Annotated in this window: 9 protein-coding genes; all 9 read right to left on the bottom strand. The window is 58.8% G+C overall.

The features are described 5' to 3' along the window. Positions 1 to 332 precede the first annotated feature (332 nt). Positions 333 to 2,045, bottom strand: coding sequence for a GmrSD restriction endonuclease domain-containing protein (locus ACNQFN_RS19780; RefSeq protein ID WP_418647360.1), 1,713 nt, complete (start codon positions 2,043 to 2,045; stop codon positions 333 to 335). A gap of 23 nt (positions 2,046 to 2,068) precedes the next feature. Next, positions 2,069 to 3,337 carry an ATP-binding protein gene (locus tag ACNQFN_RS19775; RefSeq protein ID WP_418647359.1) on the bottom strand — a complete coding sequence of 423 codons (1,269 nt, stop codon included), beginning with the start codon at positions 3,335 to 3,337 and terminating at the stop codon, positions 2,069 to 2,071. Position 3,338: 1 nt separating this feature from the next. Next, entirely contained in the window at positions 3,339 to 6,185 is a 2,847-nt protein-coding gene (locus tag ACNQFN_RS19770) for a TrlF family AAA-like ATPase (RefSeq protein ID WP_418647358.1), read from the bottom strand. Between the two features lie 64 nt (positions 6,186 to 6,249). Beyond that, a complete protein-coding gene (locus ACNQFN_RS19765) occupies positions 6,250 to 8,283 on the bottom strand; it encodes an N-6 DNA methylase (protein ID WP_418647357.1) in 2,034 nt (677 codons plus the stop codon). Positions 8,284 to 8,327: 44 nt separating this feature from the next. Further along, entirely contained in the window at positions 8,328 to 10,883 is a 2,556-nt protein-coding gene (locus tag ACNQFN_RS19760) for a DEAD/DEAH box helicase family protein (protein ID WP_418647356.1), read from the bottom strand. Between the two features lie 2 nt (positions 10,884 to 10,885). Further along, positions 10,886 to 11,074: a hypothetical protein gene (locus tag ACNQFN_RS19755; protein ID WP_418647355.1), complete on the bottom strand. Its 189-nt coding sequence runs from the start codon at positions 11,072 to 11,074 to the stop codon at positions 10,886 to 10,888. Between the two features lie 66 nt (positions 11,075 to 11,140). Then, entirely contained in the window at positions 11,141 to 12,202 is a 1,062-nt protein-coding gene (locus ACNQFN_RS19750) for a hypothetical protein (RefSeq protein WP_418647354.1), read from the bottom strand. Next, positions 12,199 to 13,101, bottom strand: a complete 903-nt coding sequence (locus ACNQFN_RS19745; protein ID WP_418647353.1) for a hypothetical protein — start codon at positions 13,099 to 13,101, stop codon at positions 12,199 to 12,201. Before ACNQFN_RS19745 ends, ACNQFN_RS19750 begins: the two co-directional genes overlap by 4 nt. Then, positions 13,098 to 13,319, bottom strand: coding sequence for a helix-turn-helix transcriptional regulator (locus ACNQFN_RS19740; RefSeq protein WP_272721508.1), 222 nt, complete (start codon positions 13,317 to 13,319; stop codon positions 13,098 to 13,100). The genes ACNQFN_RS19745 and ACNQFN_RS19740 overlap by 4 nt, the downstream gene beginning before the upstream one ends. Positions 13,320 to 13,361 lie beyond the last annotated feature (42 nt).

Raw genomic sequence — 13,361 nt, 5'->3', positions numbered from 1 at the left:
GCGCATGGCCGCAGCGGGGTTTCATAAGGTGCAGGCTGGACGCATCGACCATTCGTTGTCCCCACGCCGCCGCGCCCGATTTCTGGCGAAATCGAGCCCAGCGGCCACATTCTTTGTGCTCTCGCGAGCCAGCACAAAGAATATGCTCATCGCGCCGGGGACAAGCGACTCTCAGGCTGCGTCCCGCCCGGAATGTGTCAGGCATGGTGGCAACACTGTGTGCACAAAGTGGCGTCAATGTGGTGAACATGGCGGCAGCATTGTGTTGAACATGGCGGCAGCATTGTGGTGACATGTGGGTCACAGTGTGGCAACAAGGTGGCGCTGACAGCTCAAGCGGTCGCATGGATGAAAATATTCAGTGCCGCCGCGATGCGTTTACGGCGCTCTTGCAAGAACGCCTTGTAGTGATCCAGTGCCAGCAGTTCCTCCTCTACCGGAATGCACTGTGCTGCGAATGGTGCTGCACCGTGCTGTGCCACCAGCGGCAACAGGTAGGTCACAGGCGCTTTGTCGCTGATCGCACGATTGGTTTTGCCGCCGATGAAAGCCAGGTTGGCGATGTCGTCGGCCTCGCGAGGGGTGTAGCTGCCGCGCAGCAATGCCTTGGGGAAAATGTGATGAAACTGCAAGCGGTGCTGACTGCCCGAGTGGTCCAGAGCAATGGCAAGGTGGCTGCGCCAATCCTTGGCACCTGCCGCACGAAATGCCAGGAACATGGTCTTGAACAGCGCACTGCGCTGGTTGCGCCCTTCCAGCTCTTCCGGCGTGATCTCAAGGTGGCCGAACTGCAGGCGCAGCCGGTCGATCAGTTCATTGATATCACCGCCATTGCGGATAGTCGCCAAATCCTGATCCAGAATGGTCTCACTGGAACCCCGCGAGAAACGGCCTTTGGCATTGGCGGCCAAGGCCCAGTAGCGCAACTGCTGCGCTTCTTCCGTGCTGAGGGCATAGTCACGGCGATGCCCAATGTAGGCAAGTACCACCAGTAAGAAGGGCGATGACAGCAAGGCAGGGCTGTCGATACCCAGATTGCTGCGTGCGAAATTGAGGGCAAATTCCATCCCCTCGCAGGCTTCTTTCCAGGCTTGCTGCAGTACGTCCAGGGTCAGGCTGCCGACGGTCAGAAAACGGGATTGCCCGGTAGCAAAGGCCATCAAATTCTTCAGGTGCAAACCCAGATCAAGCTCGAAACCGTTCTGGGCGCAAGCACTCTGGAAGTCCAGGAAGGTCTGCAGCGAGTGCCGCCATTTGGCCGTGATCTGCGCCAGAGCCAGATCGGAGCTGCGCAGCTTGGCGCCCAGCGAGTTGACCCGCACGAAGATTTCCGTGACCTCGTCGTAGGACAGTGTTCGCTCCAGCACGTCCATGCGGTACACGTACTTTCGGATGCCGCGTAGCCGAGCGAGGCGCTGACTGTATTTCTCGTAACGCGGATCATCAAAGCCACTGATGCCCGCACGTTTGAGGAAAGGCGCATCGCTGTCGGTCTTGAAGACTTCGGATACCTTCACCCACTGCGGCAACTGCTCCAGCTTCCGGGTCGCCACCACGAAGGTCATTTTGTTGAAGCGCGTCAGCAGTTCGTCCTCGCTGGCGTCGGCCTCGTCGCCTCCCAGCTCGCCTTCCTCATCGACCTCAGCGTCATCGCCGTTCTCATCCACTTCGGTCACGACGGCCAGTTGGTCGGGATGCTCCAGATTGAACAGCAAATCGATGGGCCGACGGCGACCGCGCACCGACACCGGCTCGCCACGAATGACGGCAGATAACGAGGTCAGACGCTGTTGTCCATCGAGCAACAGGCGGGTGCTCTGATAAGGGTTATTGCTTTGGCTGACGGCGAAGCTCTGCAGGGGCACGGCCTCATCGGTTTCCCACAGCAGGATCGCCCCCGAGGGATAGCCCCGATACAGAGAGTCGAGCAAGTCGCGCACGCGCGTGGAGCGCCAGACATACTGCCGCTGCATTTCCGGCAAGCGCAGCTCACCGCGCTCGATCATCGAGACCAGTTCTTCAACGCTGGCTTCAGCCTTGGCCATGGTGCTTCCTTATCCTCTCAATCTCACTCAACTGCTTCGGGAGGCTCGGCAGCGGGGATGATCAACAACAGCTCGGAGTCATCCACTAACCTGTAAACCGGCCGCTTGCCGGACAGTCGTTCGCTCTGATCCAGAATGATCTGAACCCCCTCGCCACGCTTGTCCATCATGGCGCTGCGGCCCGTGATCGCTTTGTCCGCCTCGGGCACGGAACATTTGGCCAGCAGGCTGGTGATGGCTTCGTTTCGCGCGGCCTGGCGGTAGGGAAGGCTCTCCACCGTCATGGTGTTGGGGATGGCGCCTGGCGAATACAGCTCCAGCCGGTCCGCAAACATCCGCAGGCGGATTTTGGCGCCATGGATCGAGTAATCCCGGTGCGCAACGGCATTGACCAGGGCCTCGAAGACGGCGGTCATGTCGTACTGCGGCAGATCGTGCCGGCCCTCATTCTTGGTGGCATAGACCTGCATGTTCTTGCGGACGAAGTGGCAAGCCGCCAGCACCTGGGCATCCAGCGGTCCGGTGATGTCCTGGGCGTCGAGTTGATAGGCCGTGTCGCCTTGCGGCAGCACCTCGGTGCCACGGTATGCCACGGCCTGAATAAAGGTATTTGGCAGCCAGCGGCGAGGGTCAGCGCTTGCCATCAGCACGCCGGCGATGGTTGGCCGAAGTGCGCCGTCGGCATCGGTGCGCGCCATGGCCAGTTTATCCAGCAGCACCTCGCGCGAATCCTGCACGCGCGGACTGGCAAAACGTTGCCACAGATCATCTACAAGGTCGTCGAGTGTGGCGCCAGGCACCGGCTGCTCGTCGAAGCGGATGATGCGCGCCTGGCTGCGTTGCTGGAACAAACGCGCCAGATAGTCCGGAGCCATTTCACGCTTGGCGCTGCCCACGCGGTGCAAATAGCCGCCGGGGCTTTTATGCACGAACAGGCTGCTTGCGATATCGACTTTCAATACTGGCAAGGGCTCGCCTGACGTGCTGGGCAGGCTCAGACGCTCGATCACCGGCGCGAGCGGCGGGGTGATGCTGTCCAGGCAAATCTGCCGGACGAAATCCTCCACCAGGTCCAGGCGCTCCAGCGGGATACCGAGCACTTCACGGGTGTCGTCCACGCCCAGCACGCACACCCCGCCCCGGCTGTTGGCGAAGGCGGCCAACTCATCGGCCAGCGAATCTTTATGGGGTGCTGACACCTTTTGGCCAGCAAAGCGGACTTCCTTCAACTCCAGGTAGGAGTCCTCTCCCAGGCGAATCTTGTCGATCAGGTCGGCGATGTTGTCGAACATGTCAAACCTCTCTTCCCAGGCGCTGGTAACGCCGTTCGAACGCTTCTTCGCCGCCTTCCATCACCTGGCAGACTTCGCGGCGCATGGCCTGATCCTGCAACGAGCCGGTTTGCTTCACATGGCACTGATGGTTGAAATCCAGTACGTGGATCAACTCCGCATCGCCATTAACCACGATGTTGGGGTTGTGGGTCACGATGATGAGCTGACGGCGCAGTTTGTTGCTGCGGATCTGCTGCACAACCAGTCCGTAGATCAGGTGGTTATCCAGGTCATCTTCTGGCTGGTCGAGCACCAGTGGCTCGTTGCCGTGCGCCAGCAGGAAGGCCAGCATGGCCGCCGCACGCTGCCCGGCGGAGGCCTGGCCGATGGACTGAAAGTCCCGCCCGTCACCTTTGCGGCTGTACTCCACCTGCAACCCATCTTCGGGGAACCAGCACAGGATGTGGTCGATGAATTCCGGGCGCTTGTCGGCTTCCGCTTTCAGGAATTTATTGAACCACCCGCCAAACTCCGCCTGCCCGCGACCGGCTTGCGACAGGCGTTTCTTCTGCGTCAATAGCGCCTGCTCGAAGGCCGCCGTATCCCATACGCCCGGCTGATCGACCAGATCAACCGTGCCCAGCAGATCGGCCACGAGCCCTTTGGGGGATGCCCCCTCTTGCTCCTGATACAGGTCGTCCACGTACTTGCCTTCTGCGGCCCCAAGCACCTCCCGCAAGGAGCGCTCGATGCCCTGCGCGTCCCGGCTGTAAGGGATCAGTTCGATGCGCACAAAGGGATTGCCTTGCAGCGTTGCCTGCAGAAATGCGCTCCGTTGGGCGCTGATGGCACGGCGGGCGGATTGCACCTGCTCCAGCAGCGATTTGGCCTTTTCGCGCAACTCGGTGCGCTGCCTCTGCAAGGCTTCCAGCTTCTTCAGCTCGATTTCCAGGCGCTGCTTTTCTTGTACCAGACGGCCGTACTCGCTGGGGTCGCTGACGCCTTGTTGCTGCAAGTCGGCCTTGAGCTGCTCGTAAGCCATCTTGGCCGCGTCGATCCGCGCAAACCAGGGCGAAGCCTCCAGTTCACCTCTCAGGACTTGCCCTCGCTCCTGCAGCACGTTTGCCGCGCGCTCGACGTCCTGCTGCGCCTTGGCGATGGCGGCGTGCAGCGCCTGGACAATGCTCAGTGCGGGTCCGTCTTCGGCGGTATCGAACAAGCCTTCCGGCAAATCTTCCGCCAACAGATCGTCGGCAAGCGCTTTCAAGCGGGTTGCCAGTTCGGCGGAGGCGTCGAACTGGCGTTCCAGCTCGCGGCTTTGCCGGTTGGTGCGCTGATAGTTTTTCAGCAGGGCGGCATGATCGGCGCCCTCGAAGCGGGCCAGCTTGCGCTGAATATCTTGCAGGGTCAGCGTCAACGCTTCACGCCCTTGCAGCTTGCCGTCCAGCTCGCGCATTTGCGCCCGTGCGGCCAGGAAGGCACGCTTGGCTTCCTCGAAAGCGGCTTGCTCCGATTGCGTGCCCGCCGCATCGTCAATCACCTTGAGCAGCGCCTGCTGGCTGTCACCGGCCAGCGCGGCGATCTGCCCCTGGCTGAACAGGCGCACCGGAAAGCGTTGCTCGGTGACGGCCTGACTGGCCGAAGGCTTGAAACTGCCCGTAGCGGCGTCCCATTCCTCCACTGCATGGCCCTGGCCATCCTGCCGCCAGATCAGGCGATAGGGCATGCCATCGCGCTGCACTTGCACGCAGATGGCCGTATCTGCCCGCAGTCCGCCTTCGTCATGGCGGCTCCTGGCGACCTGATTGAAACGCTTGAAGGTCTGCCCGGCTTCCGAGCTGGACGACAGCTCCTTCTCACGGCGATAGGCCAGGCGCAGGGCATGCACGATGGTCGATTTGCCGGTGCCGCGTCCACCGATCAAAGCATTGAAGTAGGGGTTGAGCGGCAAGCTGGCAGGCTGTTTGCCGCGCCCCATGTAGCGCGCGTCGCGGATTTCAATCGACTCAATGAAATGCTCGGGCGTATTGAACGGCGCAAAGCCGTCGCTCTCATCGCTGCGCCGAACGGAGACTTCCTGCCCATCCAGCAAGGCAAGACGCAAGCCTTCCAAGCTAGGCCGCGCCATCTTGATCCACGTGTAGCGCGAACCCGGCACCGCTGCCCTCTGGAAGCTGTGGCAATCGCTGCCCACCACGCTGGCAAAGCGCAGTTTCAGTTCATCCAGCACCATCGGCACGGGGCTGTTGGAGGCGGTCCACTCCAGCGCCAGAATGCCGGGCTCCTGCAAGACCTGCTTGACCGTAGTGGTATCCATCAGGCATTTGCGCGTACCGGGCTCGACCTGTAGCAGGCCCTTGTCGCCATCGACGTGCGCCGGAATGGCAAGGCCCCCCGCCGCCAGAATGCGCTCCACCACCTGGGCGGCGCCGATGCGGGTGACGCCATCGCTGTCGCCACGCGTGCCTTGGTAGTCCACCTGCGCCAGCAGGTCGCTGATGGTCTGGCTGGTGGCGGACGGGTCGAAGATCGCCAGCAGGTGAAAACCGCCCTGCACCGAGATTTCCACACCGGGGAACAGGTGCAGCTCGCGGAAACCGGCCGGCGGCGTACCTGCGTCGGCCTCGCGCTTCATCTCTGCATAGGACGCCTTGAGCTTGTCGATCCACTCGCCGGTGTTGTGGTCGGTAACGGCTACGCAGTCGATCCCGGCGGCCATGTACTTGAGCAGCCATTTCTGCGGTGTCAGCTCATTGGGCGTGCCGATAGCGGCCTGCCATGCCCCGGTGTCCTTGGAAGCCGGCGTGTGGGTATGGAAATCGAACTTCCACCAGCGTGCGCCGGGGTAAGGCCAGGGTTGGCTCATGTTCTTCTCCTGATTGCGGCCATCATTCCTCCGCCTTTATCTCGGACAGAAAACGCATAGTGCATCATGAAATGCTTAATGAAGGGGATGCATCTCGAATAGCAAGTAGCCTTTCAATTTGTTTCTTAATATTGGAGACAACTTCTTCGGATGAGGTGATGCCAAAGCTGATTTCTTCCCCAATGGCTTGCAGCTTATCTGCGGCCTCTTTGGCAAGGATTCCTTGGACAATACTTTGCTGTTCGTCGATGGGTGGCAAAGGAATGAGGATTTTCTTCAGATCGTTCTCATCCAAAGTTACATTGGTGGCGCCGCACATCATTGGCACTAATAGCTCATCTTTGAACTTTGACAGGTATTCGTGGATATATCTCATTTCCACTTGCTCGGGTTCTTTTGCTTCGAGGCAGCACATAGTGTCTGCGAGAGCAAATTTTCCTTCTTGATAATGGAGGCGCTTAATGTCAGCTTTGCCGTGCCCAGAGGAGGATACAAGGGGTATACAGCTTGCCTTGAAGTCAAAGGAGAAATCGGCTGATGTTTTTCTATCAGCTGCAGGAACCACAAGTGGAAAGTCTCCGGGCGGAGAACTCATGTTTGAGTGCTTGCCCCGATGAATATTGCAAATCGCGCCCAACTCTCTAGCGCTAGGCATGCGTTCCCGCAGCTCTCGAAATTTTCTCTCGAGCATATACCATCGACCAACCAAGTGACATCCGGTTGAGGCAAGAATGTGCTCTCTTTTGACTGTGATAAAATTTAGCTTTGATGAGGTCCGTGTGCTTTCCAGCTGATTGCGCTTGAAATTCTCAATTAGCTCCAATGCTGCTGGTAGATCGTTCTCATCAACTGCTTGTCTAGTGTCTGTTTGCGTATACCCGTCAGCGCCAATGTTTATAAAAAGAACTTTATCAGTGCTTTTGGCTATCTGCTTGTCAATAATCAAGATGTGAGTTTTAACGCTAGCGTATGGTTTGAATACACCATGAGGCAATTCAACGACTGCGATTAGAGATTTTTCCTGAATCAATCGCTTTCGCATCCCGATGTAGGCGGATTGACCGACAAAAACGATGCCTTCAGGCACAATCACCCCAGCTTTTCCCGTTGGCGACAAGTGTTCAACGATGTAGTCAAGAAAAAGTAATTCCGCCCGTTTTGATTGCAGGCTAAATTTCTTATGGGGTTTAATTCCGCCCTTAGGCGTCATAAAAGGCGGGTTGGCCAAGATCGTGTCATAACTCTCTTGCCAGTAATCTTCTTGAGTTAAAGAGTCATACTCTTCGATCAGTGGGGAGCGAAATCCGTGCAGGTAGAGATTTACTAGTGAAATCCTTACCATGTCCGGCGAAATATCAAATCCTCTAATGTTTTCATGAATTCTTTGGCGCTCTATCGGGGTCAAAAGCCCCCCGCTGTAGTGCATTGGACTTTCAATTGAGGTTTCAGCGACTGACGCACCTTGCTGTAATTGCCAGTTATTTCGTTCTTCGATTGGCGAGTTCTCTCTAAGGATGTGTTTGTAGGCCGAAATTAGGAACCCAGCGGTGCCGCAAGCAGGGTCCAAAACCCTGTCACCTTTTTGGGGGCCAACAGCTCGAACCACGAAATCAATGATGTGTCGCGGCGTACGGAACTGGCCCGCATCGCCCTGGCTGCCCAGCACCGACAGCAGGTATTCGAAAGCGTCGCCCAGTCGCTCAGAATGATCGTAGGAAAAACCATCGATCTCCTTCAAAAACGCCTTAAGCGTCTCCGGATCGCGGTGCGGCAGGTAGGCGTTCTTGAAGATGTCGCGGAACAGCCCGGGCAGATGGGTGTTCTCGGTCATCTTGCCGATGGCCTCGGAGTAGAGGTTCAGCGTGTCCTGGCCGCCCATGCTGGGCGCCAGCAGTTTGCTCCAGCTGTACTTCTCGAAGCCGTTGACGAAGAAGCTGCGCTTGCCGCCGAACTCTTCGGACTGTGCATCCATGTCGTCCATGAACTTGTAGATCAGCGCGATCGTGATCTGCTCGACCTGGCTCTTGGGGTCAGGCACCTTGCCGACGAGGATGTCGCGGCAGGAATCGATTCGGCGTTTGGTATCGGTATCCAGCATGGTGTTGTTCTTCTCGTTCGGCCGCTTGGGCGGCCTTGAATGACTTACATGAATTGGTTGAGCGGTACGTAGTCTTTGACGTACTCGGGGATGCCTTCGCGCCACTCGGGCGGCACGGCGCGCAAGTCGCCCACGCCAAATGCCGGGTTCACGTTCAGCTCGCCGAAGCGCTTGTCGTCGATGATGGCGCGCAGGGCTGCGTCAGTGGCATACGCCTTGAAGAAGTACTTCATCGCCAGCACGGAGGCACCTTGGTCCTCGGTCAACTTGCTTTGGTTGGCGAGCAGGAATTCCTGGAATTCATCCTCCAGCAGCTCATCCTTGCTCTTGAAGTAGGGGATCTGGCCGAAAATCTTCTGCAGGATTTCCTTCAGGCTCAGGCGCCGATCCACACCAGCCGCACGACGCAGCTTCTCCAGGTTGAAGTACTCGTTGGGCTTGTCGAACAGCTGGCTGGTCACGTAGTCGATGGCCTGCTCCCACTGCTCGTTTTCAACCTGCTGCTGCAGCATCGGGTCGGCTTTGACCTGATCCTCGAATTTCTCGAAGAACATCCGGTCGATCTTCATGCCTTCGTAGCCGATTTGCTGCTCGGCTACGTGGGAGATGGCATCGGTGCCAGTGTGTTCGTACAGACCGCTTGGCGGTGGTGGGGGCGGCGGTTCGCCGCCCTGTCCATCCCCCTCAGCACTTCGGGCTGGAAGCTTAAGAACCTCGTCGTAGTCGAACTTTTCTTCGAAGTACTCGCAATTGGCGAAGAAGTCGAAAAACTTGAAGCGGGTCTTCTCCGGCTCATCGATCAGCAGCTTCAGATCGTCATCGAACAGTTGTTCAAGGAAGTTGTGCTTGCGGGTGCCACGCCCTTTGATCTGCACGAAATCGGACGGCGAGTACACCGGCCGCATCAGTGCCAGGTTCAAGATGTCCGGGCAGTCGTACCCGGTAGTCATCATGCCCACGGTCACGCATACGCGCGCCTTGCTGGTCTTGTATAGAGCATTGAAATTGGCCGAGCCCAGCAGGTTGTTGTTGGTGAAGTTGATGGTGTATTGCTGGGCGTCCGGCACGCTGGAGGTGACTTGTACCGCGAAGTCGGACTGGTACTTGCCAGGCCACAGTACATCGGCCAGCTCGTTCAGGATTTGGGTGAGCTTGGCGGCATGGTTTTGGCTGACAGCAAACACCAGCCCCTTGCCGAACTCGCCGGTCACTGGATCACGCAGACCGTTCTTGATGAAGGTCTGGCAAAACAGCTCATTGGTCGCCTTGGAGAAAAACTTCTTCTCGAAGTCCTTGGAAACGAAGCTCTGTTCCTGCTGCCCGTCCTCGCCGACGGGAGCCATCACGGCATAGCCCTGCTCGGATAGCAGTTTGGTGGTGATGTCGGTCCGGGCATCGACCACTACAGGGTTGATCAGGAAACCATCCTTGACGCCATCCAGCAGCGAGTAGCGGAAGGTCGGTTGCCCGGATTCGCAACCGAAGGTGCGGTAGGTGTCCAGCAGCAGGCGGCGCTCCTGCTCGCGCGGGTCGCGGGTGGTGGGCTTGCTCGCGTCAAAGCTCTTGAGATAGTCGCGCGGCGTTGCGGTTAAGCCTAGCTTGTAGCCGACAAAATACTCGAAGACGGCGCGGGCATTGCCGCCAATAGAGCGGTGGGCTTCGTCCGAGATGACCAAGTCGAAGTCGGTGGGCGAGAACAGGCGCTTGTACTTGTTGTTGAACAGCAGCGACTGCACCGTGGTGACCACGATCTCGGCTTTGCGCCAATCGTCACGGCGTTCTTTGTAGATGACTGTAGCGTAGTCGTTCTTCAGATAGTCCTTGAACGCCTTTGCTGCTTGATCCTCCAGCTCTAGTCGATCCACCAGGAACAGTACGCGGCGGGCGTTGCCCGTGCGAAGAAACAGCTTGATGACGGCAGCAGCGGTCAGGGTCTTGCCGGTGCCGGTCGCCATTTCGAACAGGAAGCGTGTCGAGCCTTCAGCCACTGCGTCCTGGATGGCATTGAGCGCCTTCTTCTGGTAGTCCCGCAGGAAGCGCAGCTTGTTCTTGGCGATGAAAGCTGGGCGCTCGTCCGCATTGAGCCAACCCGCTTCCCTCTCGTAGCCCGGCAGCTGAGTCTGGACGATGTAGTCGCGTCCGACGGCTTCGGTAATCAGGCGCCTCTGGTCAGGTTCGAACTTCCGGTAGCTCTTGAGTGAGTCCGGAGTCGGGAAAGCGGTGATGATGTGCGGGTTGCCCTGTTGTAAATCCCAGAAGTAGTGCAGATTGCCGTTCGAGAGGATCACGAAGCGGCAGTCGAGTGACTTTGCGTATTTACGCGCCTGCTCCTTGCCGACCAGCGGGTTCTTGTCTTCGGATTTGGCTTCCAGTACCACCAGCGGGAAGCTCTTTTCGTCCAGCAGCAGAAAATCGACGAAGCCATTCTTGGTCGCTTCGAAGTTCTCGCCCAGGTCATTGATCTGGGCCTGACTGAGCTTGACGTTGGGCTCCAGCGCTACGTTGGCCTTGCCCTTGGCATCGTCAAAGAACCGCCAGCCAGCAGATTCCAGCAGTTTGTTGATCTTGATGCGCGCTTGCGCTTCCTTGGCATTCGCCATCCTCAGACACCTCTCTTTACTGGCTCACCTTGAGGATCTGGTTTCAGGCTATGCGCACGAGCGTACTCCAACACCAGAATTTCGATCATTGAGGCCACCGAGCGACGCTCACGATCAGCCGCCAAGCGCAAAAGCTGCTTGATCTCGGCGGAGGTGCGGATGGAAAGGGTTTCGTCCTTCAGGCGTGACATGGCGGCGTCTCGTCATTGATGTCACGCAAATGTACTGCATTTTGCCTCACCCCGCCATGATTCTCTTCAGGGCGTGGATTCCGTGCTTGAGGCTGCTCGATGACGCGGCGCCTTAGCGGTAGCCGGCCTCACGGAGCGCTCAGCCTCGATGCCGATGGGATGCAGGGCATGCCGGCTGCTGGCCTGATTGGCTTGCCCGTAGTGTCGCCGTGTCTTGGCGCTGGCATGTCCCAGCCCCTGGCTGACTGAGTCCGCAGCCGCGTGCCGTTTCAGGTCGGCAGCCCATTGGTGGCGCAGGCAGTAAGCCGTGATAGCGTGCTTGTGCTTCGGCCAGAGGCTACGTGCCAGCCGACGGATTTCGACGGTGAAGTTGACCGGGCTGTCAATGTAAACGAGCAATTCCCGCCGCCTCGCTAGCCGGATGCGCAGAGCCTCCAGCAATGGATGGGGATCGTGTACGGCATAGGCGATCAAGCGGTGCGGCTGACCTTGATGCGCCTTGACCTTGGCGCCATCGATCTCGAATCTGATCTCGCCCATGCCGCTGCGCGGATTGTCCACCCGGCGAATGAGCACGCCGCGCCGCAGTTCTTCCGGGCGGCAGCCGGTCAGCGCGGCGACCAGAATCGCATCGGCATACTTGCCTTTCGCAGCGCGCTGAGACAGTCGCTCGCGCCAGTCGCCGGGGAGGCCGCGCAAGGCTTGCCGCTTGCTGGCACGCTTGCGGCGCTCTCCGGGATGGCCGCTTTGCCGGGCTATATCGAACTCGCGCAGAAATGTACGCTGTTGTTGCAATTGGGCTTGGATGGCCATTACTTGCAACCTGTCCATAGGTCGAGTAGAGAGCGCGGAACGCAGGCTTTTCAGCTGCTCGACAAGATCGGCGTACAGGCAGTAGCGAAGCGCTGCGACGCGTTTGTAGAAGGTTGTCGGACGCTGGGTGGCAGTCAAGACTTCCGCCACCCCACCTTCGGCGTAGCGAGCGCGCTGTAGTAGCGTGCGGCCAAGCTGGCGATAGTCCTGCCTGGTCTTGCTGCTCAAGGTGGCAAACTCATCGGCCGGGAGCATGGCTTGCATCTCGCGCCGGCAACTCTCGATGAGCGCAACCATCTCATCCGCGTCGATCATTGCTTCCGGCCCTGAAACATCGCTTTCAAATCGGCAATGGCTTTTGCGCGTTCCGCCTTTGCTTTTTGACGCTCGGCTTCTGACTGTTGCACAGGGGCGCGCAACTGCGCTGCTTCCATCGCCTCCTGCCGATTCTTGCGCCAGCGGGCGATGCTCGGTGCGAACTCAGGGATGAATTCCCCCGTGGCGGCGCGGTTCATCACGGCCAATAGCCATGAGCGCACGGAGCGGATGCCCGCGTGCTTGCCACTACCGGCTGCCGACAGAACGCCAGCCAGTTCGTCAGCGACAAGCTGTATCTGTTGTGTTGTGAGCGAGGGCCCGAAACGGCGGGTTACGTCGGCGATGACGCGCAGGTAGGGCAGAAGAGAAGGGTGCGACAAGTCTAAGGGCGCGGAAGCCTCTCCCGTTTTCGGAGAGTTATCCACAGCCCCTGTCTGTAGTAGTGGTTTTATATTTTTTACTACTACTTCTTCCTTGTATTCACCTACACATATATCACCGCCCTGACCGGCGACGGATGTGCCGTCCACGGTTTCTCCGTCGCCGGCCAAGCCGGCCATGGATGTCTGTGACACTTTTTGTGAAACGGGAGTCAACACGGACTCCCATCGCCAAAGCCCTTCCTCGTCCTGGAATTTCCTCCGTGCCAGGTAGCCGGCATCTTCAAGCTCGCGCAGGATGCGGCGGCAAAGGTCTCGGCCAAGATGGCCTTTCGCTCGTGACTGATCGTGCAACACGCGCGGCAGTGCGACAGCGCGCAACTGCCAGTTGCGGCCCAGCGAGAGCAAGTGGCAAGCCACGCCTCGCGCTTCATAGCTCAACCGGGAGTCGCGTAACAGGCTGCAAGGCAGAGACCACCAGTATTCGGCGGAGTCGTCAATGCGGATGCGGCTCATGACTTCGCCCTCTGGCGAGCCAGACAAACGGCGTGCTCACGCTCCGCCGCCTGGGTCTCAAGCCAGGCGTCGATCTCGTGGGCAAAAAAGCCAATCGAACGGCCGCTTGGGCCTAGCCGGACTGGCTTTGGAAAGTCTTCAGTCTGGCAAAGTCGCCAGAGGGTTGTCCTGCTGATCGCAATTTTGTCGCAGACATCCTGAACCTTGATGACGCGCATGAAACACCTCGAATGATCTTGAACACGAGGCTATGCTGCGAC

This window comes from Thauera butanivorans, assembly GCF_048398245.1.
Taxonomy (GTDB): Bacteria; Pseudomonadota; Gammaproteobacteria; order Burkholderiales; family Rhodocyclaceae; genus Thauera; species Thauera butanivorans.
This window is presented reverse-complemented; position numbering and strand designations above follow the sequence as displayed.

Coding starts and splice junctions, on each gene's coding strand:
- ACNQFN_RS19780 (WP_418647360.1), bottom strand. CDS start 2,045: ATGGCCAAGGCTGAAGCCAGCGTTGAAGAACTGGTCTCGATGATCGAG.
- ACNQFN_RS19775 (WP_418647359.1), bottom strand. CDS start 3,337: ATGTTCGACAACATCGCCGACCTGATCGACAAGATTCGCCTGGGAGAG.
- ACNQFN_RS19770 (WP_418647358.1), bottom strand. CDS start 6,185: ATGAGCCAACCCTGGCCTTACCCCGGCGCACGCTGGTGGAAGTTCGAT.
- ACNQFN_RS19765 (WP_418647357.1), bottom strand. CDS start 8,283: ATGCTGGATACCGATACCAAACGCCGAATCGATTCCTGCCGCGACATC.
- ACNQFN_RS19760 (WP_418647356.1), bottom strand. CDS start 10,883: ATGGCGAATGCCAAGGAAGCGCAAGCGCGCATCAAGATCAACAAACTG.
- ACNQFN_RS19755 (WP_418647355.1), bottom strand. CDS start 11,074: ATGTCACGCCTGAAGGACGAAACCCTTTCCATCCGCACCTCCGCCGAG.
- ACNQFN_RS19750 (WP_418647354.1), bottom strand. CDS start 12,202: ATGATCGACGCGGATGAGATGGTTGCGCTCATCGAGAGTTGCCGGCGC.
- ACNQFN_RS19745 (WP_418647353.1), bottom strand. CDS start 13,101: ATGAGCCGCATCCGCATTGACGACTCCGCCGAATACTGGTGGTCTCTG.
- ACNQFN_RS19740 (WP_272721508.1), bottom strand. CDS start 13,319: ATGCGCGTCATCAAGGTTCAGGATGTCTGCGACAAAATTGCGATCAGC.